This window comes from Allosediminivita pacifica (genome assembly GCF_003054175.1).
Taxonomy (GTDB): Bacteria; Pseudomonadota; Alphaproteobacteria; order Rhodobacterales; family Rhodobacteraceae; genus Allosediminivita; species Allosediminivita pacifica.
Genome location: NZ_QBKN01000026.1, coordinates 29,516 through 56,058, shown reverse-complemented (window position 1 = coordinate 56,058; position 26,543 = coordinate 29,516). Strand labels below are relative to the sequence as shown.

The 26,543-nt window shown below is 62.8% G+C and carries 23 protein-coding genes; 14 read left to right on the top strand and 9 right to left on the bottom strand.

All coding sequences use genetic code 11. The annotated features are described in order from the left end of the window. Positions 1 to 377 precede the first annotated feature (377 nt). Positions 378 to 2,228: a ParB/RepB/Spo0J family partition protein gene (locus C8N44_RS17895; protein ID WP_107978146.1), complete on the top strand. Its 1,851-nt coding sequence runs from the start codon at positions 378 to 380 to the stop codon at positions 2,226 to 2,228. Between the two features lie 183 nt (positions 2,229 to 2,411). Here C8N44_RS17895 and C8N44_RS17890 read toward each other — a convergent pair whose 3' ends face one another. After that, complete coding sequence (locus C8N44_RS17890; protein ID WP_107978145.1) at positions 2,412 to 3,194, bottom strand: type II restriction endonuclease; 783 nt, start codon at positions 3,192 to 3,194, stop codon at positions 2,412 to 2,414. After that, the gene (locus tag C8N44_RS17885; RefSeq protein WP_158274084.1) at positions 3,191 to 3,430 is read right to left on the bottom strand and encodes a helix-turn-helix domain-containing protein; all 240 of its coding nucleotides are present in this window, start codon (positions 3,428 to 3,430) and stop codon (positions 3,191 to 3,193) included. The genes C8N44_RS17890 and C8N44_RS17885 overlap by 4 nt, the downstream gene beginning before the upstream one ends. A gap of 106 nt (positions 3,431 to 3,536) precedes the next feature. Between C8N44_RS17885 and C8N44_RS17880 the strand changes: the two genes are divergently transcribed. From C8N44_RS17880 to C8N44_RS17870, 3 genes are all read left to right on the top strand, one after another. Beyond that, complete coding sequence (locus tag C8N44_RS17880; protein WP_107978143.1) at positions 3,537 to 4,733, top strand: DNA cytosine methyltransferase; 1,197 nt, start codon at positions 3,537 to 3,539, stop codon at positions 4,731 to 4,733. Positions 4,734 to 4,847: 114 nt separating this feature from the next. Then, positions 4,848 to 5,843 (top strand): AAA family ATPase, encoded by a 996-nt coding sequence (locus C8N44_RS17875; RefSeq protein ID WP_107978142.1) that lies wholly within the window; start codon positions 4,848 to 4,850, stop codon positions 5,841 to 5,843. 3 nt (positions 5,844 to 5,846) lie between these two features. Then, positions 5,847 to 8,177 carry a S8 family peptidase gene (locus C8N44_RS17870; RefSeq protein ID WP_244641190.1) on the top strand — a complete coding sequence of 777 codons (2,331 nt, stop codon included), beginning with the start codon at positions 5,847 to 5,849 and terminating at the stop codon, positions 8,175 to 8,177. 211 nt (positions 8,178 to 8,388) lie between these two features. Here C8N44_RS17870 and C8N44_RS17865 read toward each other — a convergent pair whose 3' ends face one another. After that, positions 8,389 to 8,829 (bottom strand): type II toxin-antitoxin system VapC family toxin, encoded by a 441-nt coding sequence (locus C8N44_RS17865; RefSeq protein ID WP_107978140.1) that lies wholly within the window; start codon positions 8,827 to 8,829, stop codon positions 8,389 to 8,391. Then, positions 8,826 to 9,065, bottom strand: a complete 240-nt coding sequence (locus C8N44_RS17860; RefSeq protein WP_107978139.1) for a FitA-like ribbon-helix-helix domain-containing protein — start codon at positions 9,063 to 9,065, stop codon at positions 8,826 to 8,828. The genes C8N44_RS17865 and C8N44_RS17860 overlap by 4 nt, the downstream gene beginning before the upstream one ends. 680 nt (positions 9,066 to 9,745) lie before the next feature. On the opposite strand from C8N44_RS17860, the gene C8N44_RS17855 reads away from it, so the two are divergent. Beyond that, positions 9,746 to 10,636 carry an ArdC family protein gene (locus C8N44_RS17855; RefSeq protein ID WP_107978138.1) on the top strand — a complete coding sequence of 297 codons (891 nt, stop codon included), beginning with the start codon at positions 9,746 to 9,748 and terminating at the stop codon, positions 10,634 to 10,636. A gap of 186 nt (positions 10,637 to 10,822) precedes the next feature. Here the strand turns inward: C8N44_RS17855 and C8N44_RS23180 are convergent, their stop codons facing one another. Together C8N44_RS23180 and C8N44_RS17845 are read right to left on the bottom strand one after the other, a co-directional pair. Beyond that, positions 10,823 to 11,257 carry a hypothetical protein gene (locus C8N44_RS23180; RefSeq protein WP_146178866.1) on the bottom strand — a complete coding sequence of 145 codons (435 nt, stop codon included), beginning with the start codon at positions 11,255 to 11,257 and terminating at the stop codon, positions 10,823 to 10,825. Then, on the bottom strand, positions 11,232 to 11,423 hold the full coding sequence (locus C8N44_RS17845; RefSeq protein WP_107978136.1) for a hypothetical protein: 192 nt from the start codon (positions 11,421 to 11,423) through the stop codon (positions 11,232 to 11,234). The genes C8N44_RS23180 and C8N44_RS17845 overlap by 26 nt, the downstream gene beginning before the upstream one ends. Before the next feature lie 212 nt (positions 11,424 to 11,635). Between C8N44_RS17845 and C8N44_RS17840 the strand changes: the two genes are divergently transcribed. Both C8N44_RS17840 and C8N44_RS17835 read left to right on the top strand, forming a co-directional pair. Continuing rightward, positions 11,636 to 13,213, top strand: coding sequence for an RcgA family putative transporter (locus C8N44_RS17840; RefSeq protein WP_107978135.1), 1,578 nt, complete (start codon positions 11,636 to 11,638; stop codon positions 13,211 to 13,213). After that, positions 13,203 to 14,204 carry an alpha/beta hydrolase family protein gene (locus C8N44_RS17835; RefSeq protein WP_107978134.1) on the top strand — a complete coding sequence of 334 codons (1,002 nt, stop codon included), beginning with the start codon at positions 13,203 to 13,205 and terminating at the stop codon, positions 14,202 to 14,204. Before C8N44_RS17840 ends, C8N44_RS17835 begins: the two co-directional genes overlap by 11 nt. 76 nt (positions 14,205 to 14,280) lie before the next feature. On the opposite strand, the gene C8N44_RS23175 is transcribed toward C8N44_RS17835, so the two are convergent. Together C8N44_RS23175 and C8N44_RS17825 are read right to left on the bottom strand one after the other, a co-directional pair. Next, positions 14,281 to 15,000 carry a hypothetical protein gene (locus C8N44_RS23175; protein WP_146178865.1) on the bottom strand — a complete coding sequence of 240 codons (720 nt, stop codon included), beginning with the start codon at positions 14,998 to 15,000 and terminating at the stop codon, positions 14,281 to 14,283. Then, positions 14,997 to 15,689 (bottom strand): nucleotide-binding protein, encoded by a 693-nt coding sequence (locus C8N44_RS17825; protein WP_107978132.1) that lies wholly within the window; start codon positions 15,687 to 15,689, stop codon positions 14,997 to 14,999. Before C8N44_RS17825 ends, C8N44_RS23175 begins: the two co-directional genes overlap by 4 nt. A gap of 812 nt (positions 15,690 to 16,501) precedes the next feature. Between C8N44_RS17825 and C8N44_RS17820 the strand changes: the two genes are divergently transcribed. Genes C8N44_RS17820 through C8N44_RS17810 form a run of 3 tightly spaced genes read left to right on the top strand, consistent with a single transcriptional unit; the run spans position 16,502 to position 20,988 of the window. Next, a complete protein-coding gene (locus C8N44_RS17820; RefSeq protein ID WP_107978131.1) occupies positions 16,502 to 17,077 on the top strand; it encodes a plasmid mobilization relaxosome protein MobC in 576 nt (191 codons plus the stop codon). Next, the gene (locus tag C8N44_RS17815; RefSeq protein ID WP_107978130.1) at positions 17,064 to 18,851 is read left to right on the top strand and encodes a relaxase/mobilization nuclease domain-containing protein; all 1,788 of its coding nucleotides are present in this window, start codon (positions 17,064 to 17,066) and stop codon (positions 18,849 to 18,851) included. The genes C8N44_RS17820 and C8N44_RS17815 overlap by 14 nt, the downstream gene beginning before the upstream one ends. After that, positions 18,844 to 20,988 (top strand): type IV secretory system conjugative DNA transfer family protein, encoded by a 2,145-nt coding sequence (locus tag C8N44_RS17810; RefSeq protein WP_107978129.1) that lies wholly within the window; start codon positions 18,844 to 18,846, stop codon positions 20,986 to 20,988. Before C8N44_RS17815 ends, C8N44_RS17810 begins: the two co-directional genes overlap by 8 nt. Before the next feature lie 628 nt (positions 20,989 to 21,616). Here the strand turns inward: C8N44_RS17810 and mntR are convergent. Then, on the bottom strand, positions 21,617 to 22,126 hold the full coding sequence (gene mntR, locus C8N44_RS17805) for a manganese-binding transcriptional regulator MntR (RefSeq protein ID WP_107978167.1): 510 nt from the start codon (positions 22,124 to 22,126) through the stop codon (positions 21,617 to 21,619). A gap of 110 nt (positions 22,127 to 22,236) precedes the next feature. On the opposite strand from mntR, the gene C8N44_RS17800 reads away from it, so the two are divergent. Genes C8N44_RS17800 through phnE form a run of 4 tightly spaced genes read left to right on the top strand, consistent with a single transcriptional unit; the run spans position 22,237 to position 26,541 of the window. Further along, complete coding sequence (locus tag C8N44_RS17800; protein WP_107978128.1) at positions 22,237 to 24,129, top strand: cytochrome c peroxidase; 1,893 nt, start codon at positions 22,237 to 22,239, stop codon at positions 24,127 to 24,129. Next, a complete protein-coding gene (locus C8N44_RS17795) occupies positions 24,129 to 25,007 on the top strand; it encodes a phosphate/phosphite/phosphonate ABC transporter substrate-binding protein (RefSeq protein WP_107978127.1) in 879 nt (292 codons plus the stop codon). Before C8N44_RS17800 ends, C8N44_RS17795 begins: the two co-directional genes overlap by 1 nt. Further along, complete coding sequence (locus C8N44_RS17790; RefSeq protein ID WP_107978126.1) at positions 25,004 to 25,783, top strand: phosphonate ABC transporter ATP-binding protein; 780 nt, start codon at positions 25,004 to 25,006, stop codon at positions 25,781 to 25,783. Before C8N44_RS17795 ends, C8N44_RS17790 begins: the two co-directional genes overlap by 4 nt. Continuing rightward, complete coding sequence (gene phnE, locus C8N44_RS17785) at positions 25,780 to 26,541, top strand: phosphonate ABC transporter, permease protein PhnE (RefSeq protein WP_107978125.1); 762 nt, start codon at positions 25,780 to 25,782, stop codon at positions 26,539 to 26,541. Before C8N44_RS17790 ends, phnE begins: the two co-directional genes overlap by 4 nt. The last annotated feature ends 2 nt before the right edge of the window (positions 26,542 to 26,543 follow it).

Below are 26,543 nucleotides of genomic sequence, written 5' to 3'. Positions count from 1 at the left end.
AGTTTGGAGATCCCCGCGCGAGCGCGGCGATCACGTCAGGCGGGGGGTTCGGACAAGCCGAACGCCGCCCGCATACTTGGGCCAGGTCGCGCGAGCGCGCCCTGCCCGATCAGGGAACCGCCGGTTCCCCCACGCAAGGCCACCGAGCGGCGTCAGGGGGGGTGTCCCCAACGACGGTCCCTCCACTGCGCTCCGGGCTGCGTCGCCGGGTGATCCCCCTCCCCCCCTTCCTTGTCGGCAACCTTGCGTGGGCCCCCCTCCTGCCCTCGCCGGGAGGCAGGCTTTCAGGAGAGGGCCGCTTCGCGGTCCTCGCCAGAAACCCAGCCTCGATTTTCGGCACCAAGACCGAACGGGGATCACCACGAAGGAAAAGACCGATGACCAAGCACCAGACCATCGACGCCACCGAAGGCCGTTTCGCACTGGATAGCCTCAGCCTTTCGCCCATGAACCCCCGCCAACACGTCCCCGAGGACGAGATTGCCGAACTGGCAGAGAGCATCAGGACGGCGGGCCTCATTCAGAACATGGCCGGGGTCGAGGATGGACAGGGCGGCGTCCAAATCGTCGCCGGGGGTCGGAGGCTCCGCGCCCTGCAATACCTTGCGCAGCACTATCCCGAGAGCGGGGCGAAGAACCCAGATCTGACGCACCCAACGGTGAAGATCGCCCCCGACCAGACGACCGCGCAGGCGTGGGCGGTTGCCGAAAATGCCGCGCGGCGCAACCTGCACCCCGCCGACGAAATCCGCGCCTATGGCAAAATGGAGCAGGGCGGGGCCACTCCCGCAGTGATCGCCCGCGCCTTCGCGGTGACGGAAAAGCACGTCTACCGGAGGCTCGCGCTGGCAGGCTTGCCCGACGCTGTGATCGACGCCCTCGCTGGGAATGAGATCAGCCTTGGCATGGCCGCTTGCTTTACGATCAGCACCGACGAAGCCCGCACCCTCGAAGTGCTGGAAGAGTGTCGAGGCCGGAACCTCAGCGATTACCGGATTAAGCAGGCTCTCAAGCCCGAGAGCATCCGCGATACCGACCGCCGAGTGATTTTTGTCGGGCTGGACGCCTACAAAGCTGAGGGAGGCCGGATCAGCGGCGACCTCTTTGCAGATGAAACGCTTCTGGATGATCCCGGCATTCTGGACGCGGTTTTCACCGCGAAACTGAACGAGGCCGCGCAAGAGCGCACCGCTGATGGCTGGAAGTGGGCAGAGGCAACCGCCGACCCCTATATCGGATGCTTCCAGATCGAGGACGCCAAGATGGCCCGACTCTATCGTGAGGATGGGGTTCTGACGCCCGACCAATCGGAGCGGTATGACGAACTGGCCGAGCTTTCGACCCGCGACGAGCTGGACGAGGCCGGAGACGCTGAACTCTTGGAGCTTCACGCGATCCTCGAAGGCACGTTCACCGACGAGCAGAGGGCGCATTCCGGCGTGATCGTCTACGTCGATCAGCGGGGAGAGCTTCGCTCCACTGAGGGGCTTGTGCGCAAGGAACACAAGGCAGCGGCTATTAAAGCCGGGCTGATCCATCCGTCCCGCCACACGACCGAGGACGACGCACCGAAATCGCCCATTTCCGCAAAGCTGGCCGACGATCTTACCCGCGTGGCAACCGGCGCACGGCAGCACGCCATGCTCCGCGATCCTGAGCTGATCCTGTCCCTGCTGGCCTACCAGATGACCGGCAAGATGGGGTATCGCCGCGCCCTTGGACTCCGCGAAGATGAAGTGCCGAACTTTCCGACCACCGAGGCCGAGGGCTACACGCTCGACAAGCGGCTGACGACGCCCGCCGACCGGCCCTCCGATCCGTTCAATTCGGACCTCGCCAAAGGCTTCCGGGCCTTCCGGAAGCGGGGGCAGGATCACATCATGGCGGAACTGACCCGCCACCTTGCCGCCCTCATCAGTGTGGGCGACGAGAAGCTGGGCGCGCTGGTCGATAAGGAGGCCGGGACCGACATTCGCGAAGTCTGGACCCCGACCGCTGCCAACTTTTTCAGCCGCGTGGGCGGCCCCTACCTCAATGCCCTGTGGTGCGAGCTTCTGGACCTTTCCGAAGATCACCCGACCGCGACCAGCTTCGCGAAGCTGAAAAAGGGCGAGAAGGCCGACCGGCTCGAAAAGCTCTTTACCGATGCCGAGAGGCGCGAGACGGTCAGCGTGACCGAGGCACAGGCCGAGCGGATCGCCAAGTGGCTGCCCGAGGGCATGGCCTGAGATCGACAGGCAGGGCGCGCGAGCGCCCTGCCCCATCCGAAGGAGGATCACCCCGATGCCTGATTTTCGCGCCCACCGTCACCCTGTTCTGGCCGCGCGCTGCCCCGACTGCGGCAAGGCGCCTGGGCTGTGCTGCATCCGAAAGAAATACGGAAATGTGAGATTGGACAGACAAATCTAGCCTCAATCACGATTTCGCTGATGCAGGAGCTTCTCCAATTGCTTGGCCACCGACACCCCAATCTTGAAGGGGTAGTTGCGCCAGAATTTGTAGAATGCCTGTTCTGTGTCAAAGTCACCTTCACCGGCGCGTAATCGCGGAATGTCATCCACCGCGCCGATATATTCGCGAGTGGTGGAAGAACGCTGCCTCGAACCGATCTTCCACGATTCCTGCACGATCAGCTCGAGGTCCGCGATCCGGGACGGGCGGCTCTCGTCCAACGTGTAGATAGCAATGATATCGAGGTGCGCCTCATAGTCCTGGAAGGGACGGAACGTGTTGGGCCAGTGCAGCTGCGGGTACTTGAAATAAGTGTTACCGGTGTAGAGCGTGATGCGGCTCTGGGTCTTGCGCGGGTTCACGCGCCCCCGTGCTCCGACCTTCCGGCGGGCAGCCTTCACATCAACCGCATAGGGCCGGTCGCCGAAACGGCTGCCCGAGAGTTCGAGGTCGGGATAGCCGCGTTCAGTACCGCGCTGGAGTTCTACGTCATTGAGGGTTGATACTGCTTCCAGCAGATAATCGACCAGAGACACCTCCATAATGTTGGCGAGCGCCGCTGACTCTTTCGGGAGCGGAAGAAAATGCCCGCCGGCTTCAAGCTTCTGCTCGAGGTCCGACGCGTCGGATGCGCTCAACGGCCAGGCATGATCGCCTTTTCGCCGGAAGATTGCGACCGGGGCCAACTCGTATGCATCACACAGACCCCGCAGCCATTTTAGGACATCCTCACGTCCGCTCATGTCGCCTCCGGCATATCGTCATCAGTAAGCTCGAGGAGTTCATCGGGCGAGCAGCGCAGTGCGCGGCAGATCGCGTCCACCGCCCTGAGGCTGGCGTTGTACCCGCGCCGGGAAGCGATTGAGTCAAGTGTCGCGCGGGACAGGCCAGTCCGCGCAGCCAAGTCTTCATGCGTCAGGCGCTCACCGGTCCGGGCTTCGTAGGCGTCAAGCGCCTGCCGGAGATGAATGATAATCACACCTGCCCTCTTTTGTATTGACGATACAATATATGCGACCTAACCTTGGTTTGACCTTCCATATATTGTATGGACGAGACAACTGATAGCAACAAGAAGCGTGCAGATGTACCGGGTAATTTCTCTTTATACGGGCGCAGGGGGGCTCGACTTCGGCTTTGAGGCTGCCGGCTTCGCAACGGCGGTTGCCGTCGAGATGAGCAAGGCATGCTGCGCAAACTTGCGCTCAAATCGTGACTGGCCCGTCCTTGAGGGGGACATTCACGACTTCGGATCAGATGCGATCCTCAGCGCTGCCGACTTGGAAGCCGGCAGCGCTGACGTGCTGATCGGCGGGCCGCCGTGTCAGCCTTTCTCGAAATCGGGTTACTGGGCCAAGGGGGATGCCCGCCGGTTGGACGATCCGCGGGCGGATACACTGGACGCCTATCTGCGCGTGCTGCGAGACACCCGGCCGAAGGCCTTTTTGCTTGAGAATGTCCCGGGTCTCGCCTTCAAGGGAAAATCGGAAGGCCTGGAGCGGGTGCTCGATGGCGTTGCGGCAATTAACAAGCTTCACGGCACGGACTACCGGGTCTCGTGGCAGATCGTGAACGCGGCCGACTACGGGGCTCCGCAAATGCGCGAACGGGTCGTGATGATCGGAAGCCGGGATGGCCGGGAGTTTCAGTTTCCGGAGCCGACACATGGCCCTGGACGCATAGCGCGGCATCATTCCGTCTGGGATGCACTTGGCGACCTCCCGGAGCGGCCGAACGAGACGGGCCTCAAGATGACGGGCAAATGGGCCGATCTGCTCCCGACGATTCCGGAAGGACAGAATTATCTCTGGCATACCGAACGCGGGGGCGGTGAACCACTGTTCGGCTGGCGCAGGCGGTACTGGAACTTTCTGCTCAAGCTGGCAAAGGACAGGCCGTCCTGGACAATCCAGGCGCAGCCCGGCTCCGCGACTGGACCCTTCCACTGGAAGAACCGGAAATTATCATCACGCGAACTCTGCCGCCTGCAGACATTTCCTGACAACGTGACCCTTAAGGGAAGCCGCGGCGACATCCAGCGTCTGGTTGGAAACGCGGTGCCCTCAGTGCTGGCCGAAGTGATGGCACGCGCGATCAGGGAGCAGCTGCTCGGAAACATGCACCACGGGGGAGCGTTGGAACTCGAACCGCCGTTCCGCGACGACTGCCCGGAAGCTGAGTCCGTGAAGAGCCTACCAAAGAAATATGCCGGCCTCAAAGGTGAGCACGAGCCGCATCCCGGCGAAGGGCGGGGCTATGCCGCAGCCAGAAGGGTAGCCTGAGATGCTGCATCTTTGCTACCTGGCCAGAGATGCGGCCCCAAGGCCGCGGCATCGGCTCCATTTTTCTGTTCAGGGCGTTGTTTTCAGAGTAGAATCGCGCAAAAGGGAGGCATTATGGCACGCGGTGAGCTGATGAAAAAGCTGCTCGCCAGCTACGGCCACGAGGAAGAATTCCGCGCGGTTGTCGAGCAGATAATCTCCGAAGAGGAGAAGAAGAATAATCGCGTTCTGGCACGCAGTCTGCGTAAGACGTTGGACAATATCGGGGCGGTCGCGCGACCTGCCGGCGGACTTTCGCGTCTGGTTCCGTTCCCGGATGAGGCCAATGACTTCATCCAGCGGGTAGAGCCGGCGCACGGCCCTCAGGATATTCTGCTCTCTCCGGAGAACACTGAACTCTTCCTCGGGCTAATCCGGGAATTCCGGCAGGCGGACCGGATCAGGCGTCACGGGCTGCCGGTGCGGTCCAAGCTGTTGTTCTGCGGGCCGCCCGGCACCGGCAAGACCCTCTGTGCCGAAGTCTTCGCCAATGAACTCGGCCTTCCCTTCTTTCATGTCCGGCTCGACAGTCTGATTTCCTCCTATCTGGGCGAGACCGCGACGAATATCCGCAAGACGTTTGAATTCGCCCGCCGTCAGCCCTGCGTGCTGTTTTTCGATGAGTTTGATGCGATTGCCCGCTCCCGCGAGGAAGCCGGCGAACACAGCGAGCTCCGCCGTGTGGTCAACAGCCTGCTGATCTTCATCGAACAGATTCAGCCAGGCGGCTTTCTGATTGCGGCAACCAATCTGGACGGCCATCTCGATCCGGCCGTGTGGCGGCGGTTCGATGAAATCGTCTGGTTCGATGCGCCGGACGCTGCGATGGTGCGCAAATACTTGGTCCATGCTTTCCGCAATGTCCGGGCGTCCTTTGATCCGGCCGGTTATGCCGACCAGCTTCTGGGGTATTCCTATGCAGACCTCGAGCGGGTTTGCGTCCAGGCAATGAAGCTGTCGGTCCTCGGCGGCAACAGAGCAGTTTCGGACAAGGACTTCCGTGAAGCGATGCGGGATGCGAGGCGACGGCTGACCCGCAAACATAAGCTGGAAGCGCAGGCCGGGGAGTAAGCCGTGCCGCGTCATCAGCATCTGCCGCTTCTGCGGCTGCCGGAGACGATGGAACGGCGTAAAACCGGCTTTCCCGGCCCGATACCATCCCGTGACGGCGGTTATGGCGGCCGCGTTCGCAGGCAGGTTGAAGAAGCCGTGCGGACCCAGCAGGAAAGCCGGCCGCCTCAGTTCGTTGATCCTTCGCTGATCCTGCGGGTGCAGATGCAGGGGATGCTGCTCGAAGAGGACTGGGAAGCGCTCGGCCTGACGCTTTTGTCCAGCGACGAAGACCGCAACATCGTCCTGTTCTCATCCGAAGGCGATCTCTCCGCGTTTCTGCAGCGGCTCGAAGCGTATGACGGGCCTGTTCCGGAAGGCCAGCGGGGGAGACGCTATGAAGGATTCGTCACGCGGATCGAGGATGTCGGCACACTTACGCCCCGCGATCGGCTCGGTATTCGTTTCAGGGAAGCCGGGTTCAGCGAAGCTGACGACCTGGTAAGCAACGAGGCTTACACGGTCGATATTGAGCTCTGGGACTTCGGCGGACGGCCTGCGCGGGAGCGTAAGGCCCGGGAAATTGAGGACTTCATCACCGGCAGCGATGCGGAAGTCTTCGATGTCTACATAGGTCCGTCGATTACGATGATGCGGGTACGGGCTCCCGGACGGGTGCTACGGCCGCTTCTGGCCGTGCCCGAGGTGGCATTCATTGATCTGCCGCCCGAGCCGGACCTCGAAGCGTCTGACTTTGTGCAGATGACCCTCGAGGACGCGCCGGAGATTCTGCCGCCGGAGGCCGGCGCTCCGGTCATCGGTGTGCTGGACAGCGGTCTCAACGAGCATCCCTTCCTAGAAGGGCTCGTCGCCGAACGAAGAGCGTTCCCGGCAGAACTCGGGACAGCCGATGTCTGGGGCCACGGCACGCGGGTCGGTGGCGTTGCTCTGTTCGGCGACCTGAGAGACCGGCTGAGGGACGGAAGGCTGCAACCGGCCGGTCAGCTGGTGTCCGCGAAAGTGGTGCAGGACAGCGGTGCCTTTTATGAGCGCCGGACGCTCCCGCGTCAGATGCGCGAGGCAATTACTCAGCTGCATCGGGACCATAACTGCCGCCTTTTCGTCATCTCGCTCGGGGATGTCCGCGCACGTAACGAACCCGGACGGGTCGGCCCTTGGGCGGCAACGCTCGATGAACTGGCACGCGAACTCGACGTGCTGATATTTGTGTCCGCCGGCAATCGTGCCCCGCGCGGCGGATCGTCAGTCGAGCAGGCCATCACGGAATACCCGGCATATCTGCTCGAGGCGGCGAACCGGCTCTGCGAACCGGCCGGAGCCAGTAACGTCATCACAGTTGGGGCATTGGCCAACGGGACCGGTCTCGGAGCGAGGCATGAACGGGATGCCCATATCCGGCCGATCACTCAGGCCCTCGAGCCGTCTCCCTTCTCGCGCTCGGGGCCTGGCGCAGGCGGTATCCGCAAACCCGATTTCGCTGACATTGGCGGAACGCTGGTTTTTGACGCTCCCTCAGCCCGGCTGCAGTCGGCACCGCACATTCCGGAAGCCGGCGTCATCACGCTGAACCATGAATTCACTAGGCAGCTTCTGACAAGCGGTATGGGCACCTCCTACGCTGCGCCGCTGCTCGCCAACAAAGCCGCGGAACTCTTGCGGCTGTTCCCGACAGCTTCCGCGAACCTGATCCGGGCACTTCTTGCGGGGGCATCCAGCGTTCCCGACGCATGCGCCCGTCGCCTGGCAGGTATGGATGCTGCGGACCAAGCACGCGTCTGCGGCCACGGGATGGTAGACACGTTGCGGGCCGCCTATTCCGACGATCACCGGGTGGTGCTGTATGCGGAGGATCGCCTCAGTATCAACCATTTCGCGGTTTATCGCGTGCCGGTGCCGTTGGAGTTTCAGGGGAACGGTCGCCGCACGATCCGCGTGTCTCTGGCGTTCGATCCCCCTGTCAGGCGGACCCGCGCAGAGTACATCGGCACGAAGATGAACTTCCGGCTGCTGCGCGGTTGCCCCTCCGCCGAAGTATTCTCACATTTCCGCTCGAGAACGGCCGACGAAGGGGATCCGCCCAATATTCCGAACAGGTTCAAGTGCGGACTCGAGCCTGGTCCAAACAGCCGGGACGGGCAGACGCTGCAAACCGCAGCGAAGACCTTTGTCCAAGACACGTCAGGCTACGGTGATGAATATTTTCTTGTAGTCCGTTGCGCCGGCGGCTGGGCCGAGCCCCAAGAAGTTGCCCAGAATTTCTCGGTAGTGGTTGAACTCGAACATCAGCCGGCAGTGCGTCTGTATGCGCGGCTCCAGCAGCGTGTGCGCGTTTGAGCGAATAGGTCCACGGCCGCCCTTTTATCGCCCAAGCACCGCGGCTTTGCCGCCAGCGCCCGATCATCGTTCCGAAAAAATCCTCGGGGGCGCCAAGGGCGCGGGGGCAGACAGCCCCCCTCATATCCACAAGAACCGTGGACTATCTTGGGGCGGTAGCTCTCAGCTCGCGCCGGGTCGCCCCGCCGGCCGTCGAGGCCGGGCAGGACGACTACCGGCGTCCCGGCCCGCCGAGCGCCCACGGATCGAGAACGTCCGCACCGAGGGCTACGAAGGGCGTCCGGTCGCGTGTCGCGACCATCGCCCCCGGTCGCGAGAGCGCGATCGCCGCAATCTGCCCGTCCGCCATCGAGATCGCGCAGCCGCGCTTGAGCGCGGCTGCGATCCGCTCGCCGTAGACCCACGCCGCCGCCTCATCAAACGGCAGCAGACGGCCCGCGAAGTCTTCCTCGAGGATTCCCGCCACGGCCTGTGCCAGACCGTCACGCCGCTTGCCTTCCGGTATCGACTGGACCCCGAACACCAGCTCCGCCGCCGTGATCGTGCTGAGATAGAGGTTCGTGGGGTCCTGCGCGTCGAGCCAGTCCATCACGGCATCGTCGGGCGCTTTCTTCTGCGTCTCCGAAATCACGTTCGTGTCGAGGATAATCAATCGAAGAGGCCCGGTTGGCTCATCGTCTGGTCTCTTTCCACCGAAAGGTCGTCGCCCAGGTAGCGGCCGTAGCGTTCGCGGATGCGATGGCCGAACCCTCCGTCGCTCGATGCGATGGCTGATTGCACGAGGATCGAGCGCACTTCGGCTTCCAGGCTCCGCTTGTTCGACTTGGCTTGTGCGCGGAGGCGGTCGTGAATCTCGTCCGGCAGGTTCCTTACCGTCATGTTCGCCATGATGACCTCCGGTGTGATGGCAAATTGTCGATTATGATGGCATCTGGCCGGGGTGCTTTCAAGTCTGAGGGAGTGATGGCATTTCGCGCGAGACCGGAAAGCGGGGCATGGCCCATCCCGCGCGAGCGAGGGGACCGCGCCCTAGTCGTCCCTTCGGTCCTCCCCGAGCCTGCCCGTCCCGTTCTCCCTGCGGCCCAGGTGCGCCGGCGTGCGTCTCGTCCCGAGCCGCACGCCGGCGCGGCCGCCGCATGGTCGCCCGGGCCGGTCTGTCTCGGCCCATTCGGGTGACGGTCGCTTGTGCGGGTTTGGAGATCCCCGCGCGAGCGCGGCGATCACGTCAGGCGGGGGGTTCGGACAAGCCGAACGCCGCCCGCATACTTGGGCCAGGTCGCGCGAGCGCGCCCTGCCCGATCAGGGAACCGCCGGTTCCCCCACGCAAGGCCACCGAGCGGCGTCAGGGGGGGGTGTCCCCAACGACGGTCCCTCCACTGCGCTCCGGGCTGCGTCGCCGGGTGATCCCCCTCCCCCCCTTCCTTGTCGGCAACCTTGCGTGGGCCCCCCTCCTGCCCTCGCCGGGAGGCAGGCTTTCAGGAGAGGGCCGCTTCGCGGTCCTCGCCAGAAACCCAGCCTCGATTTTCGGCACCAAGACCGAACGGGGATCACCACGAAGGAGGCCACAAATGGCTAAGGCGAAGTTCGATGTTTATCAGCACGTCACCAACGAAATCATTGCGCAGATCGAGGCGGGCACGCGGCCGTGGCGCAAGCCGTGGACCGGTGGCGGTGGTGGCGCGCATATGCCCCTGCGGTTCAACGCCGAAGAATATCGCGGCATCAATGTCCTCATGTTGTGGGCGACCGCTTCCGCGAAGGGGTACACGTCCGCGCGCTGGATGACCTACCGGCAGGCGCAGGAGCTTGGCGGGCAGGTCAGCAAGGGCGAGAAATCCGCAACGGTGGTCAAATATGGGACCATCGAAAAGGAGAACGAGGACGGCGACGAGCAGCGCATCCCTTATTGCCGCGCTTACCGCGTTTTCAACGCCGACCAGATCGAGGGCTTGGCCGATGAGTTCTATATTCGGCCCGAGCCGCAGCGCGACCTTGGCACCGAGGCCGACCCCGAGCTTGAGGCTTTCTTTGCCCGCTCCGGTGCGATCATCGAGACGAGCGACCAGCCGCGCGCCTTCTACGACCTCCGCCGCGACGTGATTCAGATGCCGCCAATTGCAACGTTCCACGCCGCGCAAGGCTACTACGGGACGCTCGCCCACGAGCTGACCCATTGGACCGGGGCCGACAAGCGGCTGGAACGCTTCAAGCGGTTCAATGACCGGAAAGCCTACGCCTTCGAGGAATTAGTCGCGGAGATCGGCGCTTGCATGTTGGGCGTGCAGATCGGTGTTGAACCCGAGTTCGATCAGTCCGCCGCGTATGTCGAAGGCTGGCTGCAAGCCATGAAGGACGACAAGCGCGCGATCTTCCGAGCCGCGTCCGAAGCTCAGAAGGCCGTGGACTACATTACCGAAAAGGCGAGCCGCGAGGCACCCGTCGCGCAGGCGGCCGCATAGGCGGTACCTCCCACCGCTTGATGCAGCCGGCGCGGCCCTCCGGGGCCGCGCTTTTTCATGCCCACGTCAGGCAGGGCGGGATCGAGGTAAGAGCCGCCCTTGAAATGAACGGGCCGGGGCAGGTCTCGCGCCCTGCCCCGGCCCGTCCCGGCGCTATCGCGCCGATGGCCGCTTTCGCGGCCGCGATCAGTTGCAGGTGAATTTCTGGCCCTCGCCCGTCTCGATCCTACGGGCGCTGCCCTTCATCGTCAGTTCGAGCGTGTCATGCTCGCGCAGGCCATCGAGCAACGTCCCCCAAGTCTCGGCTGCAACAACCCGCTTGGCGACGCGCCCGCGCTCCGCTTGCACGTCGATCACTGTCTCGTCGGGAAATGCGATCCGAACCTGCCCGCTGAAGTCGTCATCAGCCCCGAGCTGAACCATGAGAGCGCTTTCCGATTGATCGCCGTAGACCTTGTTCGGGTCGCAAACTAAGGAGAGGACCGCGCCGCCAGAGGCAACGCGGTAGAGATCGACGCCACGCTCGAAGTCATGCTGCCAAGCGCTCGCCGGAGCTGCGCCAAGTAGCCCAAGCCAAGTTGCCAGCCCGAGCGCGCTACACCTTTTCCAGACGCTTAGCATTGGAGGTCTCCAATTCCTCGAACACGAAATCAGTCACAGGTTCACTGAACCAAGCGTGCTGACGTTCGCCCGTGTTCCACTCGTAGAGGTAGCCGACATGCTCGCGGGCCTCGCGGGTCATAATTTTCCCGACAACCTCTCCGTGTGTCTTTTTTGTCTTCGCCATTCTGCGGCCTCCTTCGTGGTGAGGCGGCGGGGTCTTGCTGCCCTCCTTCCGCCGGTGGCCTCCCTGGCGCAACCATGACCGGCTGCGCTGGCGGTAATGAGCGTGTGATCGCCACTACCTTGCCTGCACATTGGATGCCTTTTAACCGCCCACTAGATCACGTCCTACTACGAATGGAGACGAAACGGAACGAAATATATTCGCATAGGGCATTGATTAAGAACGACAAATATTTTGTCCCCCCGGACGGTGGCGACGACGATTTCAAGACGCTTTTCTCCCGTGTTGCGGCCGAGGGTGTCGGGCGCCCCGCCGACAGCGACGGGTGCCCGCAGGGACCGTGGACGCCCGAACTGCTGGCCGAGGCGATTTCGCAGATCGACGCCAACCGCGCCGGGATCGAGCTGCGCACGGTCCAGCTCTGGTTCGAGGACAACGAGAAGGGGATTAGCACCAAAAACATTCGGTGGCTTGCCAGGGTGCTAGGCTGCAATGATCCGGAGGGCGCGAGTGCGTGGCAAGCCGCATTGAGCAAGTCCCAGGCCCGGTTGACCGCCCGGCGGCGCGCGCGGCGTCAGAAGGAGACTCGCCACGACACCGAGAAGGACGATCGGACGCCAGATGACGAGCCGAGACCGACGCGGGCCGAAGATGCCCGCCAGGGGTTCAGTCTCGCCCGCGTCTCGGAAGGGATTTTCAGTCGCGGATCACCCCTCAACCTTCCCGCTTCGGTCTTCGCGGGGGCCGTCGCCCTCCAATTCATCTCCTACTTCCTGTCGATCCACAGCGTCACATACGTGCGCGAGGACGGGATCACCAAGCAGGTCGGGTTCCTTTGGGCTCCCAACTGGACCTTCCTCTTCATCGTCTTCATGCCCCTCTTCTTCGCCTTCGTGGTCGATCAGGTGGCAAACTGGAAGAATGGGGGCCGCTGCGCGCTGCTGTCCCATATCATCGAGAGCGACCGCCCCGATGACTGGATGCGGAGGGTCGAGGCAACATCCTACACATATTGGGCGGTCTTCCTGCTCTGCGTGGGTTTCGCTGGCGTCTTCCAGTGGGTCGGTGTCCGCCTGCTGCCGGTGCTGAACGGTGGCGGCGACTACGCGATAGACTGGGGTTCTCTGGCTATCGCCCGCCCTGACGAGATCGGCATCATCGAGCAAGTCGCGTTCACCGGGGCTGCATATTTCTATATGTCCCTGTGCTTCTACCTGTTCATCGCGGGCCTGATCCTGCTTTCGACCGTGGCCGAGGACTTCGCGCAGATCGGCAAGACCTTGGAGCGGCAACCGAACGTTGCACGCTCGCGCGAGGCTCAAGCGGCGGGCTCGAGGATCATGCGCGGGATTTTCCGCGCCTCGGTCGCCGGGCTCCTAGTCGCCATGTGCATGAAGCTAGAGAGCCTGTATGTCGTCACCGCCGCCCCGAGCGTCTGGCATTGGCTCTTCTTGGACGCCGCCTCGATTATGACCCGCTTCGGAGACCCGGTCGATTGGGGCGACTATAGTATGCCGACCCACTTCACGAGCCTCCTGGTCGCGCTCATGGTGGGCGCCGTCTATCTCTACGGGGCCATCCGCATCGGGCTCACCACGCCGTTCCATGTGCCGTTGGCGCGAACGACCGTTGCTGTGCTGTTCCTCGGAATCGCTTACTTGCTGGTTGGCGTGGTGACTGGTTTCTCGATTCTGCTGGCGCTCGCACTCATCGTCGCCGTCTATGGCCTCTTCGATCCTGGTTTCGGCATTCGCTACAAGACGCAGGAGGGCCGTCAGCATGTATCATAGGTGGCTGGACCGCTGGGATGAGCGCCGCACTCGACGCAGCGACGATGTGAAGGAGGTGACGGGGCTCGACCTCCGTGCCGACCTTGCGTTTCCCGCATCTGAGGGTGCGGCCAACGTGGCCGAGTTTGGCGCATTGGCAGCCGAGGCAGTCGCGGACTCGGCCTCTTTCTATGGTCTGGACGACGCCGCTCCCGCTGCGAATTGGGAAGACGGCTGGCTCAGCTTCCTATCGAGCATTTCCACCGAGACGCCAGAAAACAACACCGTTCGGGCCAAGGTGACGGAGGCCGGTTTATCCGATCATGCCCTGATCGTCTTCCATCACTGGAACGCCACTTCGCGCAACGCCCAACTCGCCCGTTTCTTTGCATGGCGCGGTTTCACGGTTGTTGAGATCGCCATGCCCTATCACCTCGAACGCAGCCGCACCGGCTCTTCGCACGCCGACCACATGCTCAGCCCCAACCTCGGCCGCACGATCCAGTCAATGCGCCAGGCCGTGCTAGACGGGCGGCAGCTCACCGCCATCTTGCAGCGGCGCGGATATGCAAAGGTCTCGGTCCTTGGGATCAGCTTGGGGTCTTGGGTGGCTGGCTTACTTGCCGCGCACGAGCCCGCGGTCGCGAAAGCTACCCTGTTTCTTACTGCCGGGAGCCTTGCCGATATGGTCTGGACCGGCAGCGCCACGCGCCACATTCGCGCGAGCCTTGAAGGTGAGATCGAGCTTGCCGAGCTACGCGGCGCTTGGGCGCCGCTCAGCCTTGAGAGCTACGCTGACAAGCTGGCCCGTCACGGCCTTGAGCTGCAAATGGTTCTGGCCGAGCGGGACCAGGTTGTCCTGCCCGCTCTTTCGGAGCGTCTGGTTTCCGAGCTGGACCGCTCCGGCGCCAGATCACGGGTCAACCGGATGAACTGCGGGCACTACTCTCTCACCCTGCCCCCTTACATCATCGGCGCCGGTCTCAGTGCCGCGCGGTTTCTGAACCGCTAGGCCCCGGCCTGCCATCATCTTTCCGAAAATATCCTCGGGGGAGCGCCGTAGGCGCGGGGGCTGAAAGCCCCCTACCCTACTTCATTTTGCGCTTCTTCACGTCTTCGATGATCGAGTCCAGCTCCGACCAGAACAGCGGCTCGAACTGACCGCGCAGCATTTCGTTGTCCGACTTGAGGCCCAGCGGGTTCATAGACTCGTGGAGCTTTTCAAGCACCGGCTGACTGACGTGTTTCGTTGTTGTGTAGCGGTGTGTCGATCCCATCCGCTCTACGTCGGGCGCGGCCTGAAACTCTGCCTTCGGTTCAAACTGCGCGAGCGCGCGGCGTCCCGCTAGTTTGACCATATCCATGATCGAGACCGCATCGGACTGAACCGCTTCCAGCGCTGCGCGATGATCTTCCTTCGGGTAAGCGGTCAAGGCGACTTTCTTCATCGGCTTGCGCTCCTTGTCGTCCGTTTGCCGTCTCGGGCGCTTCGTAGAAGCGCTGCGCGTCGCCTGTGGCGCCGGTTTGTCTGCTACGGGCTTCTGTGGCGGTTGCGGCGGTGGTGCCGTCTCCTGCGGCTCTGCCGCTGCGTCGCTGGTCGTCGAGCCGGATTGTGGCGTGTCTGTCGGCGGCGTCTCCGTCGCCTTGGCTTCTTTGGGAGCTTTCGCCTCCGGTTTGGACTTCTTTTCGCTGTCAGTCGGCTTCGGTGCGGGTGTCGGCTCCGCTTCATACTGCCCGCCGAACCCTTGAGAGCGGTCCACATTCGGGCGTTTGATCTGAGGTTTCTTGCGACGATATTCGCTGCTCATTGGGATGCCTCAATCTGCTCAAGGATCGTGCGCGCTTCGCGCAGTGCATCGAGGTAATACCGAGCGTGGCCCCGCATGAGCGCGTTAGGATCATTCCGCCGCTTTTCTGCCAGCTCGTGCATTGGCCCTTCGCGATCCACGTCGCCGTGCTGCGCCCGATCCAGGAACATTTCATCAATGACCGGGAAGGCTTCAAATGCAGCTTGAGCGGCAAGGACCATAGATTTCGTCGGCTTCGACGGCATCCGGGTCAAGACGACCGAGAACGGGGGCATCAGGGACGGATCATCTGCGGCCTCACATGCCCGCCGATAGTATTGGTAGGTGTCGCGCGTGATCTTCACGTCGGTTTCACTCGGCATCATCGGGCAGATCAGGAAGTTGCTCTGTTCAACCAGAATATCGGCCCACATGCCCCCTGCCCCCAGCGTGTCGATGAAGACGTAAGCAGCGGTCTTTTCCGCTTCATCGAGCATTGCTTCGAGCGCGTTCGGATCGTCCAGTTCCTTCACGGTCAGTCCCGGCGTTTCTCGTCCAAGGTCTTGATGCCAGCGGAACAGCGCCTTTTGAGGATCCGCGTCGATAGCCAGAGTTTCATGTCCGTTGGAAACGGCGGCGTCGGCCAGCGCCCGCATCAGCGTCGTCTTTCCGCTGCCGCCTTTTCTCGAAAGTGCCGTGATGACTATCATCGCAAGTCGTCCTTCTATCTGCGGCCGGCGGCCTGCGGCCTGCGGCCTGCGGCCTGCGGCCTGATGTTTGCCATTTGTGGCTTATAGTTTGCGGTGTGCTGCAATCGGTTTGCGGCGATCTTTCTGGTTTATTGCAGCTCGTGGCCTGCGGTGTCAATATTGCTGGATGCGGTGTGCGGTGTGCGGTGATGGGTACGCGGCGTGTGGCGTGCGTGTATCGGTAAGCGGTACGCGGCAAGTGGTAATAGGTTTGCGGTGTGCGGTAGTCGGTTCGCGGCCCGAGGTATGCAATCGCTGATATTGCGGTGTGCAGCCTGCGGAGTGCGGCCTGCGGTTATCGGTATGGCAAGGTGCGGTGCCCGGTTTGCGTTATGCGGCGCACGTCATGGCGTCTGCGGTTTGTCGTTTGCGGTTAGCGGCCTGCGGTGGTCGGTCTGCGGTATGCGGCACAGATTCTGCCCTCAAAATCTGAAATTTTTGGCCGTGCAGCGCGGAGGGCAGGGTCGGCGCGCGTCGGCAATGCCCGTGAGAGCGTCTGTGCTGGCCGCTGAGTGCCTTTCCGTCCCTCGCGCGGGGGTTCCCACGGATGCGCCCCTTGATGGCCGTCAGGGCGCGCTTTTCAGCGCGGCCACCTCATCTTCGATTTCGGGCGGCGTGGTCTCGCCCGGTGGGGCTCGACGTTCGCGGGCCTGGGGCCCGCTCAAGCGGAAGACGCCCCAAGTCGATCAGTGGCAGCTTGCGCTTCCGTTGATCGGTGGGGCGTGAGGGTTTATTGGTGAGAAGGTAGCAAGAAATATAGGCGTTAACTTCGCATGGCTCGCACACGCCGACTTCTCACCCAAGAGCGATTTTCTATCGCTCGCGAATACGAAAAAGGCGTGCCTGCAAAGGCACTTGCAGCGCGTCATGGAGTGTCGACGCGAACGATCCATTACACCGTTCGTTCGGTGCGCGACGCGAAGACCGAGAACCAGTCGAGGACACGCACAATCGGAGCCAGGGTGACGGAGGACGAACTGGCTGCCTTCGATCAAGTCTTGAAGCGATACGGCATCGAGAACCGAAACGATGGATTGCGGGCATTGATGCACGCCGCAGACGGTCTGTTCGTCACTGACGCCGAGCTAAAAGACGAGCTTCACAGCCATCGCGTTGCGCTGAATCGCATCGGGAACAACATCAGTCAGATTGCAAAGCGGTTGAACGAGGCGAAGTTGAAAGGCTTAATGCCGCCGATCCATCAGGACGACATGACCCAAATTCGGGGCCTCGCCGGCATGGTAATGACCTTCGGCGACCAGCTTCAAGGGATGATCCTACAGCGCCGCAACGGTCTTGCGCTTCGCGTTTCTGATGCTTTGAGGGCCTTCGGCAATGGCTCGCAGTGATGCCGTGTCGGCTGTATCCGGCGAGCTGTTTCGCGACGGGTGGAGCAAGATCAGGGGCGGGGCAGGCGCCCAGGCCCGCCGCCAAAAGCAGCTCACGCGCGCCGCTCGGGGCCACTCGCCCGCGATCTTCAAGCCGGTGAAACAAGGCGGATGCCGTACGCGCTCCCAGCTTTCGGGCCAGTTAAGCTACGTCGGCGCCAAGGCATCGCACATCATCGACAGCCGGGGTGTTCATGATGGAAGCGGGCCTCTTATCGAGCAACAGATTAACGATATTGCAGATCGTTTCTCCGGCAACTGGAACGAGCGGTTCAGCCCGAAGCTCGGCCATACCACGCATATGGTTATGGCTTTTCCCATTGGCACGAAGGGGGAAGACGTGCGCGATATGGCCGGTGAGGTCTGCGAACAATTTTTCATGCAAGAGGGACGACAATTTGACTATATTGTATCTATCCACGAGGATCGCGCGCACCCTCATGCCCACGTCATCCTCAACCGCCGGTCTGCCGAAGGGGAGTTGTTCTATCTCGGGCGCGATCATCACTTCAACTACGACGACTTCCGCCAGGCGATGGTCGAAGCGGGAGAGCGTCATGGGGTCAGGTTGGAGGCCAGCCGTCGCGTTGATCGCGGCGTTGCGAGCTACAGCCCCAACAAAAGCGAAGTCTATCGCGCCAAGGAAGAGGGCAGGGAGCCGCAAGCACGTGAGCGCGTCGGTCCCGATCTTGATCGGGCCTTGGCCGACATTGCCAGCACGGCGGAGCTTTATCGGTCGCTCGCAGTGGAAGCGACGGCCGAGAACCGAGAGGACGTTGCCAACGCCCTGAACCGCGCCGCCGCCCTGCTTGGACGTGGCGAGCCGCTAGAGCCTGATGGGGAGATTTACATGGCCGAGACGCAAACCTTCGATGAGCTTCGGAGCGAGTTTTCCGATCTTGCGACGCAGGCGGAGGCAAAGGCTCAGACGTTGGCGCCTGACCGCCGCGCCTCATTCGAGCGCGAGTTGTCCGACATTTACGCCAGCGTGTCGCGCTCCGAGAGCTACAAGAACGCGCCGACTGAGACGGGCATTTATGCCGAAAACAATATCAACCGGGAGGCAATTGGCCGTCTCGAGGAAGCCGACACGCGCGCGCAGATCGAGAGCGCGCTTGAGGGGACGGGCATTTCGGCGGATGCCGTCGCGGCTCGCGTGGAGGCGGGCGCGAACAGCGAGGCTCTTGAGCGCCAGTGGCTCACCGACGACATACGGCAGATTGCAGAGCATGACGGCTTGGACCTGTCGCGCGCCGAGGATCAACAGATTGCCGTGGACCGGCTCGACGCCGTTCATGTCCAGCTTGGCGAAGCTCTTTATGAGGCGGATGTACTCAGAGATTCCGGCGTCAGCGACGCGGACGCCGAGCTAGTCGAGCAGGGCGATGCCGCTTCGACCACCGCTTCTGTCCTTGCCGCGATGCGCCAGGATAGCGCCCGCGATCCGTTCGCCAGCGACAACGAGCGGGACGCTTACCGTGCCGAGATCGAGTCCCGGCTCGACGAGGATCAGATCGAGGATCTTCGCAACGGCAGCGACGAGGCGCTGGCCGAGGTTTCCGATGACCGGCTCGACCGCCTCTATGCGGCGAAAGCTTACCTGCAAACCGACGCGGCCACCGCCGAGGGCGAGGTCATGCAGGAGATCAACAACGAGATCGCGAACGAAGAAGTCGATGCCGCGCGGCTGCGTCATTCCGCTACGGACACGGAGAAAGGGCAGACCCATGGGTAAGGGCAAATTCGCCGGAGCCGTTCTCAGCCTGACACTGGTGGGTGCGGCCATCGGCTATGTGATCGCGACCGCCTTCCTGACGTTCCGCTATTCGCGCGTCTCGGCCGACGTGGACTTTCTCATGCTCGCCCGAGACTACACGAGCATGGCGTCGAGCCGCCCGGAAGACTTCACCATCGTCAACCTCATCATCGGCGGCTTCGGAGCCGCCGGTCTTCTTTTGAGCGTCGTTCTAGCAGGGGAGGCCCTGACAAAATTCGGGGAAACCCACTGGCAAACCGCGCGCGAGATGAAGCGCAACGGCTTCTTCGGCTCTGTCGGGACCGGCTTCATCCTTGGCAAGATGGGGAAGCCAGGAAGCCGCGCGAACCTCATCACGTCGAAGGTCTTTCCGCATGCCTTGATCGTCGCTCCGACGGGCCGAGGGAAGACGACCGGCTTCACCATTCCGAACATGCTGACCTTCAAAGGCAGCGCCGTGGTCCTGGACGTGAAGGGGGAGATTTTCGACGCGACCGCACGTCATAGGGCAGGGGAGGGCGATAAGGTCTATCGCTTCGCGCCGACCGACTGGCAGAACAACCGAACGCACCGCTACAACCCGCTTAAGCGCATCTACGAGCTGGAAAACCCCAACCAGCAGCAAATGGAGCTGCAATTGTTGGCCTCGCTTTTCCTGCAAAGCGACAACGACCGTATGCAGGGGCTTTTGAAGGGCGGCATCGACCTGTTCGTCGCGGCCGGACTCCTTGCCTTCGAGCGCAAGAGGCCGACCCTTGGCGAGATTTACCGGATCACCGCGTCTGGCGGTGACAAGCAGAAGGAATACAACGCGCGCCGCCTTGAGGTTCAAAACCCTGCGGCCCGGTTGATCTTCGAGCGCATGGCTTCGACCAACAACGATACGCTCACGTCCTACGTCTCGCTCCTGATGACCTCCGGTCTCGACCAATGGAGCAACCCGGCGATCGACCATGCCACCGCGGATTCTGATTTCGACTTTCGCACGATCCGCAAGCAGCCGTTTACGGTGTATCTCGTGGTGGCCCCGTTGATGGTGAAGCCGCTGGCTTCCCTGATCCGCCTCTTCTTTTCGGACCTGATCGCCTCGCTCCAGGACCGTCAGCCCGGCAAAGACGAACCGTGGCCGGTGATGATTATGCTGGACGAGTTCAACCGCCTCGGGAAGATGCCTATCGTAGTCGATAGCATCGAGACCCTGCGTTCGTATCGCGGCCACCTCGCCATCGTGACGCAGACGATCCCGGCACTCGATGAAATCTACGGCGAGAACACGCGGCGGTCCCTACAAGGCAACGCCGGCGTGAAGCTCTACCTCACGCCTTCCGACGAGAAGACCGTCGAGGAATTGAGCAGTGCCGTCGGCAAGACGACCAAACGCGTTGTCACCCGATCCCGCGCCGTTGGCCGAAACCCCTTCGAGGGGCGCAGCACGTCCGAGCGCACCGAGGAAGCACCGCTTCTGACCGAGGACCAGGTGCGGCGTATGCCGCTCGATGATATTGTCATGGTCATTGACGCCCAAATGCCGGTGCGCGCGAAGCGCATCCAGTATTTCAAGGATTCCTACTTCACGCGTCTCTACGAGGCGCAGACTGGCACCTATCCTCTGCCCGACGAGGGCGTCGTATCCGTCGATCCAGCGGAAACCGCCGAGCATGAACTGTCTTCTGACGCGCCCGATGATGCGGTGGAGCCAGAGGCCAGCAGCCTTCCATCAATGCTGTCACGCGACCCCGCCGATGAGAGCGACCAAGGGGGCGGGGAGCCGGAGCTGCCGTTTTCCGGGAATGGCCCCGAGCCCGACGAAGAAGCGACGACCGGCCCTTCCGGCCCGCAGCCGGACTCCGGCCGCTCCGAAGAGAGCATGAGCATCAAAAAGGCCACGGAGACTGAATCCCCGGAAGGCCGGACGATCCGCCCCGGCAGGCGGCGGCGATCCCGCTCCGTCAGCGATCAGCAGATGGCCTTCAATCTTGCCACGCAGACGGAGTTACCCTTGGGCGGCCAAGGTGAGAGTGAAGGCGGCCGAGAGACCTTGGAGCAAGGCGTCAGCAGTCTTCAAGCGTTGCTCGACCGGGAAAACGAGAGCGGGAACCTCCGCGCGGCCGAGTGATAGCGACCGCGCCTTGCCACCATGAGAAAGGTGGCCATTGCCGAACGGAGTAGAGTCTTAGGTTCGCGCGAGAGCTGCCGTTCAAGCAGCGCGCAGCGAATGGCTCTAGAGAGCCCATTCCGGAAGTGTCAAATTCTCGCTGCGTGCGCTCGCAGAAAAAGTTCTGTTGCGGTGCGGCAGATCTTCATGCCGCATCGCAGCTGTGAAACCTGCCGTTCATGCGCCGCACAGCGAAATCCTCGCGAGCAGCCACCGCACCGCGGACCTTCCGGACCTTCGCCGCACTTGCTCAATCCTTGCCGCACCTGCGAGCTGTCACAAACAACAAGGGCGGATTCCGGACTTCGCCGCGGCCGCAAGGGTAATCCTGGCTCTGTAGAAGCGGACATTCAGCCCGGTATCCACGCCGGAAAATGCATGATCGACGCGACGGTCGGACTCCAGACCTTCGCTGCAAATCCGATCCCGCTTCAGCACCGCGGAAGCGGTCATTGCTGCATAAAAGGGGCCGGGACAAGGGGCCTCCGCCGTCTGGAAGCGTCGAGCGCAATCTCACTCCGGTGCGACGGGGCGATTGTTCGCTTGCAGCGAGACGCGCCACGTGGCGCATGGCCCTTGGCCGACCTTGCTACATTTCGTTCGAACGCTTCATGCCGCTGAGGGGGCAGTTGCAAGACGTCACAAACCGCTCGAACGCTTCGAGAGTTTCATCACTGACATGATGTTCGATGCCCTCTGCATCGCGTTCGGCGCTCTCCGGGTCCACGCCGAGCGCGACCAGCGTTGCGACGACAGTCCGGTGGCGGCGACGGCACGCGTCCGCAAGGGCCGCCCCTTTCTCCGTCAAGAATATTGAGCGGTATCGCTCGCGGCGGACTAGCCCGGCCCGCACGAGCCGGGAGATATTCTTGGTCACCGTGGGCGGCTTGACACCAAGCCGTTCGGCCAGATCCACCGGTCGGGCCTCGTCATTTCTGTCGACGAGTTCGGCGATCAGCTCGACGTAGTCCTCGGCCATCTCGCTTTCATGCGCGTTCCTTACTGAGGCAAAGGCGTCAGCCTGATCGGCCGCCGCTCGTTCATCAGCGGGCGCCAAGGTGACATCGCGCGCGCCGGATCTGTCGCGGGAAGTGTTCATGGCAGTAGACTTAAACATGGCACGCGGATTGACAATAATTTCACCTGTGCTACAAAACTTAGTCAAGGCTAACTTTCAAACATTTCCACCGAAAGGGCGATGCCAGACTCATGCAAGCGACTCTCTCACCCAATTTGCGAGTGAAATGCATTATCGTAAGCGCTGCCGCAGCGCTCGCGGGCAGCGTTGCGCTGGCGACCCCGGCGAAACAGGTGCCTTGGCTACCGGAAGCGGCCGCCTACCGACTGACATTGCATTATGGAAATCTTGCCCCGGTGCCCTGGGAGGCAATCGCGGAGGCCTGGAGCGAACCCTATCGCGGTGCCGAGTTCCCTGACGGCGCCTTCGACCGCATAGCGGAGAACAGCGCGCTGAGTACAGAGGCCGTGGCCGCCGCGATCGCTGCCGAGGATCGGCATGCGCTGTTCGGCGCTGCAACCCGGCTGCTGGCCAGCCGTATTGGCGAAGAGCTTGCCCGAGCCATTGCGGCGTCATCGCCGAGCGCCGCGCAGGCCGCGGTGTCGGAGGCACAGGAACTTTACCGCGCATTCGGCGACCATGTGCAGGCCGCCGACCCGGAAGCGGCGCGCGAGCTTGGGCTTGCCTGGCTGGAGCTGACTAGCGCGGCCGGCTCCAGCGGGGTGCTGGGCGCAGGAGCCGTCGCGCTTGACGACGCGCGCATGAAAGCCGCCGGCAAGGTCATTCGGGACTATCTTGCGGCCAACTACCTGACCTCCGAATTTGATCGACGCGCCAAACTGTCGGCGGTGCCCGAAACCGTCGCGGCCGGCGGCACCGCGACGGACATACCCGCAACGCTGCCGCCAGGCTCGGACATCTTCGATCAAGACCCGCTACCCCGATTGGTGCTGAATTTCGAGGAGCAGGGAATCGACGAGAAGGATCTACCGATGGTCGCCTATGGCGACATGCTGTTCGATAGCCCGGAGATTTTCGGCGAGCCGGCGCGCAGCGTCGGCATCGCATGTTCCAGCTGCCACAACCGGTCGGACATCAACCAGCGCTTCTTCATCCCAGGGGTGAGCCATCAGCCCGGCGCAGTCGATGTGGACGGCGCCTTCTTCAATCCGATGTTCAACGATCGGCGGGCGGATTCGCTCGATATTCCCAGTCTGCGGGGATTGCGGTTCACCGGCCCTTATGGGCGTGACGGTCGGTTCGCCTCGCTGCGTGAATTCAGTCGAAACGTCATCGTCAACGAATTCGGCGGCGCGGAGCCAACGCCGTTCATGCTGGATGCGCTGGTTGCCTACCTGTTCGAATTCGATTTCCTGCCGAACGCGATGGTCACGCCCGAGGGTGCGCTGACCGAGGTGGCCTCTGACGCTGCCCATCGCGGAGAGGCTATCTTCAATCGGCCGATGGCTGGGCTCGATGACAAGTCCTGTGCAAGTTGCCACATCCCGTCCGCCAATTTTCTGGACGGTCGTGCGCATGACATCGGTTCGGCGGAGCCGGGCTATGATGGCGCACGAGCGGGGGCGTTCGATACGCCGACCTTGCTGGGTACCGCTTATACCGCGCCCTACTTTCATGACGGGGCGCTTCCGACTCTGGCCAGCGTCGTCGACTGGTTCGACGAGACCAAGTCCCTCGAACTGAGCGATCAGGAACGTTCCGATCTGACCGCCTATCTGGAAGCCGTGGGCGCGGCCGACGACCCGTATGAGGGGTTCGGAGAGCGCAATACGCCGTTCCGGTTGGCCTTCGAGGAGCTCACCACCTTTGCCTCCACGCTCGATACCCTGCTGCCGGCAAGGGACCGCCAACACACGCTGCTGCTGACCGACACTGTGGCTGCCGACCTCGCGGCCGACGCCGGCACCATGTCCAACCAGAGCGCCCGGCCGGAAATCTACAGTCTGGCGCGCCTGCTTGTCGATGTGGGCGAGGCCGTCAGGGCCGATGACTGGACTGCTGCCGAAGCGCACTGGACCACTTTCAAGGCCGAAGCGGAAAAGATCGAGGAAAGGGTCTACTGATGAAGGCTCAACTCACGCGGCGCACTCTGCTGACGACGGGGGTCGGTTCACTGCTCGCCACGCATCCGCTGCCCGCACTGACCCAGGCGAGCCCGTTGCGGCTGGCATTCATTCCTCAGGAGAATCCCGACAAGCTTCTGGGTGACATCGAGGCCATCAGCGGCTGGCTGTCGCAGGAGCTGGGGGTTCCGGTTGAGGGGTTCGTGACCATCGACCACGCGGCGGCCGTCGAAGCGTTGCGCAACGGCGACGCGGATATCTCCTTCATGGGAGCGCTGCCCTTCGTGCTGGCCGAGGCAGAGATCGGCGCGGTGCCGCTGCTGTCCGAGGTCTATCGGGGCAAACCCTACTATACCGGACGCATTTTCGTGCGGCGCGACAGCGGGATCACGTCGCTCGCCGATCTCGAAGGCCGGGACATCGCGTTCGCCGACCCGATCTCGGAATCGGGGTACCTGTATCCGCTGGCAGAGTTCAAACGCGCGGGGCTGATCGCCGGTATCGACGAGGCCGAGGCCTTCTTCGGGCGCATATTCTTCGCCGGTGGCTACCAGCAGGCGATGCAGGCGATGGCGCAAGGGCTCGTCGCGGCAGCGGGGGCAAGCCAGTATGCCGATCTCCTGCTTACCCCCCAGCAACAGCCTCAGGTGACTTGGATCGCCGAAAGCCCTGAAATTCCGAGCCACGTCGTCATCGCCCGGCCCGGCCTCGACGCGGATCTACGCGCTCGCTTCGTCGAGACGATGCTGCGCCTGAACGAACCGGTGCATCGGGCCAAGCTGCAATATCTCTACGGTCCCGACGGCTACGTGCCCGCCGACCCGGAGGCATTCGAGGCGGTCCGCGACATGGCACGCGAGGCCGGGCTGCTTTCGTGACCCGTGTCATCGACCTCGTCGACCTCAGTTTCCTTCATTCCGGAGCAGAGTTGCCGGCGCTGAACGATGTCAGCCTGGTCGTGGAGGCGGGCGAGGCTGTCGTGCTGCTCGGTCCTTCCGGCGCGGGCAAGACGACACTGCTCGCGCTTCTCGACGGACGGTTGCAGGGCTGGACCGGGTGCGTCTCCGTCCTCGGCAGGGGTCTTGCGCCCGACGCCCCACCGCCAGTGGCGGCGCGACCAGATACTGGCTTCATCTTCCAGGAATTTGCGCTGGTCGAGCGGTCGAGCGTTCTGCGCAACGTGCTGAACGGGCGGCTTGGGCGGATGTCGAGCGTCGCGGCTTTTTTCGGTCGCCATTCAGAGCATGATCTCGACGCCGCCCATCAGGCGCTGGCCGATTGCGGTATCGGGGAATTGGCCCATCGTCGCGTAGACTCTCTGAGTGGCGGACAGCGGCAGCGGGTTGCAATTGCGCGGTGTCTTGCACAGGAACCGAGGCTGATCCTTGCAGACGAACCGGTCAGCAATCTCGATCCCGCCCGCGCCGACGAGATTCTGGCGTTGATCACGAATGCCGCCGCCAAGCGCGGGGCAACGACGGTGTTTTCCTCTCACCAACCCGAGCTTGCGTTGCGCTTCGCGTCCCGCGCTGTGGGAATGGCCGGTGGGAGCGTCGTTCTCGATCGTGTGGTGAGCGCCATGTCCGACGCCGAGATCGGGGCACTCTACCATGACGTGGTCGAAGGTGCGGTCGCCTTGAGGCTCGTGCAATGATCCGGCGTGGTGGCTCCGGAGGGTTCCTCACAGGCGTCTGCCTTGGCGCCGTGGTGCTCTGGTCCTTCGCAACCAGCGACATGGAGCTGTCGCGGCTCCTCTCCGCCGGACCGCGCATCGGCGAGTTCCTTGGCCGCATGATACCGCCCGACCTGACTGTCATGTCAGAGATCGTCGACGGGACGGCCGAGACGCTTCGTATCGCCATCCTCGGCACGTTGGGTGCGGTCATCCTTTCCGTTCCGCTGGGGCTTGCCGCTTCAGAGACAATGGTCCCTCCGGTGATCTACCGCAGCGTTCGAACGCTGCTCGCGCTGATCCGGGCGATCCCGCTGCTTCTGGTGGCCATGCTGATGGTCGGGGCTGTCGGCCTCGGACCGATGCCGGGGGTCATCGCGGTCGCCTTTCATGCGACGGGTATGCTGGGCAAGTTCTACGCCGAAGCCATAGACGGTGTCGCCCGTCCGCCGGTGGAGGCACTGCAAAGCGCGGGCGCGGGTCCGCTCGTCCGGCTTCGTCATGCGATCTGGCCGCAGATGGCACCGGTCATTGCGCGCGATACGATCTTTCGTTTCGAATTGAATCTGCGGGAGTCACTGATCCTCGGCATCGTCGGCGCGGGCGGGATCGGGTTCTACATCCAGACCTACGTGCGATCGTTTCAATATGACAAGGCGGCCAGCGTGACCATCGCTGTGATCCTGCTTGTCATCGCGATAGAGGTTCTGAACGTGGCCTTGCGCAAGCGCTTCTCTTGAGC

What these genes read in the sequence shown, in the direction of transcription:
- C8N44_RS17845 (WP_107978136.1), bottom strand. Translation starts at nt 11,423, where the DNA reads ATGGCGAAGACAAAAAAGACACACGGAGAGGTTGTCGGGAAAATTATG.
- C8N44_RS23180 (WP_146178866.1), bottom strand. Translation starts at nt 11,257, where the DNA reads ATGCTAAGCGTCTGGAAAAGGTGTAGCGCGCTCGGGCTGGCAACTTGG.
- C8N44_RS17825 (WP_107978132.1), bottom strand. Translation starts at nt 15,689, where the DNA reads ATGATAGTCATCACGGCACTTTCGAGAAAAGGCGGCAGCGGAAAGACG.
- mntR (WP_107978167.1), bottom strand. Translation starts at nt 22,126, where the DNA reads ATGAACACTTCCCGCGACAGATCCGGCGCGCGCGATGTCACCTTGGCG.
- C8N44_RS17875 (WP_107978142.1), top strand. Translation starts at nt 4,848, where the DNA reads ATGGCACGCGGTGAGCTGATGAAAAAGCTGCTCGCCAGCTACGGCCAC.
- C8N44_RS17800 (WP_107978128.1), top strand. Translation starts at nt 22,237, where the DNA reads ATGCAAGCGACTCTCTCACCCAATTTGCGAGTGAAATGCATTATCGTA.
- C8N44_RS17880 (WP_107978143.1), top strand. Translation starts at nt 3,537, where the DNA reads ATGTACCGGGTAATTTCTCTTTATACGGGCGCAGGGGGGCTCGACTTC.
- C8N44_RS17795 (WP_107978127.1), top strand. Translation starts at nt 24,129, where the DNA reads ATGAAGGCTCAACTCACGCGGCGCACTCTGCTGACGACGGGGGTCGGT.
- phnE (WP_107978125.1), top strand. Translation starts at nt 25,780, where the DNA reads ATGATCCGGCGTGGTGGCTCCGGAGGGTTCCTCACAGGCGTCTGCCTT.
- C8N44_RS17860 (WP_107978139.1), bottom strand. Translation starts at nt 9,065, where the DNA reads ATGGCGAACATGACGGTAAGGAACCTGCCGGACGAGATTCACGACCGC.
- C8N44_RS17835 (WP_107978134.1), top strand. Translation starts at nt 13,203, where the DNA reads ATGTATCATAGGTGGCTGGACCGCTGGGATGAGCGCCGCACTCGACGC.
- C8N44_RS17815 (WP_107978130.1), top strand. Translation starts at nt 17,064, where the DNA reads ATGGCTCGCAGTGATGCCGTGTCGGCTGTATCCGGCGAGCTGTTTCGC.
- C8N44_RS17855 (WP_107978138.1), top strand. Translation starts at nt 9,746, where the DNA reads ATGGCTAAGGCGAAGTTCGATGTTTATCAGCACGTCACCAACGAAATC.
- C8N44_RS17820 (WP_107978131.1), top strand. Translation starts at nt 16,502, where the DNA reads ATGGCTCGCACACGCCGACTTCTCACCCAAGAGCGATTTTCTATCGCT.
- C8N44_RS17890 (WP_107978145.1), bottom strand. Translation starts at nt 3,194, where the DNA reads ATGAGCGGACGTGAGGATGTCCTAAAATGGCTGCGGGGTCTGTGTGAT.
- C8N44_RS17895 (WP_107978146.1), top strand. Translation starts at nt 378, where the DNA reads ATGACCAAGCACCAGACCATCGACGCCACCGAAGGCCGTTTCGCACTG.
- C8N44_RS17810 (WP_107978129.1), top strand. Translation starts at nt 18,844, where the DNA reads ATGGGTAAGGGCAAATTCGCCGGAGCCGTTCTCAGCCTGACACTGGTG.
- C8N44_RS23175 (WP_146178865.1), bottom strand. Translation starts at nt 15,000, where the DNA reads ATGAGCAGCGAATATCGTCGCAAGAAACCTCAGATCAAACGCCCGAAT.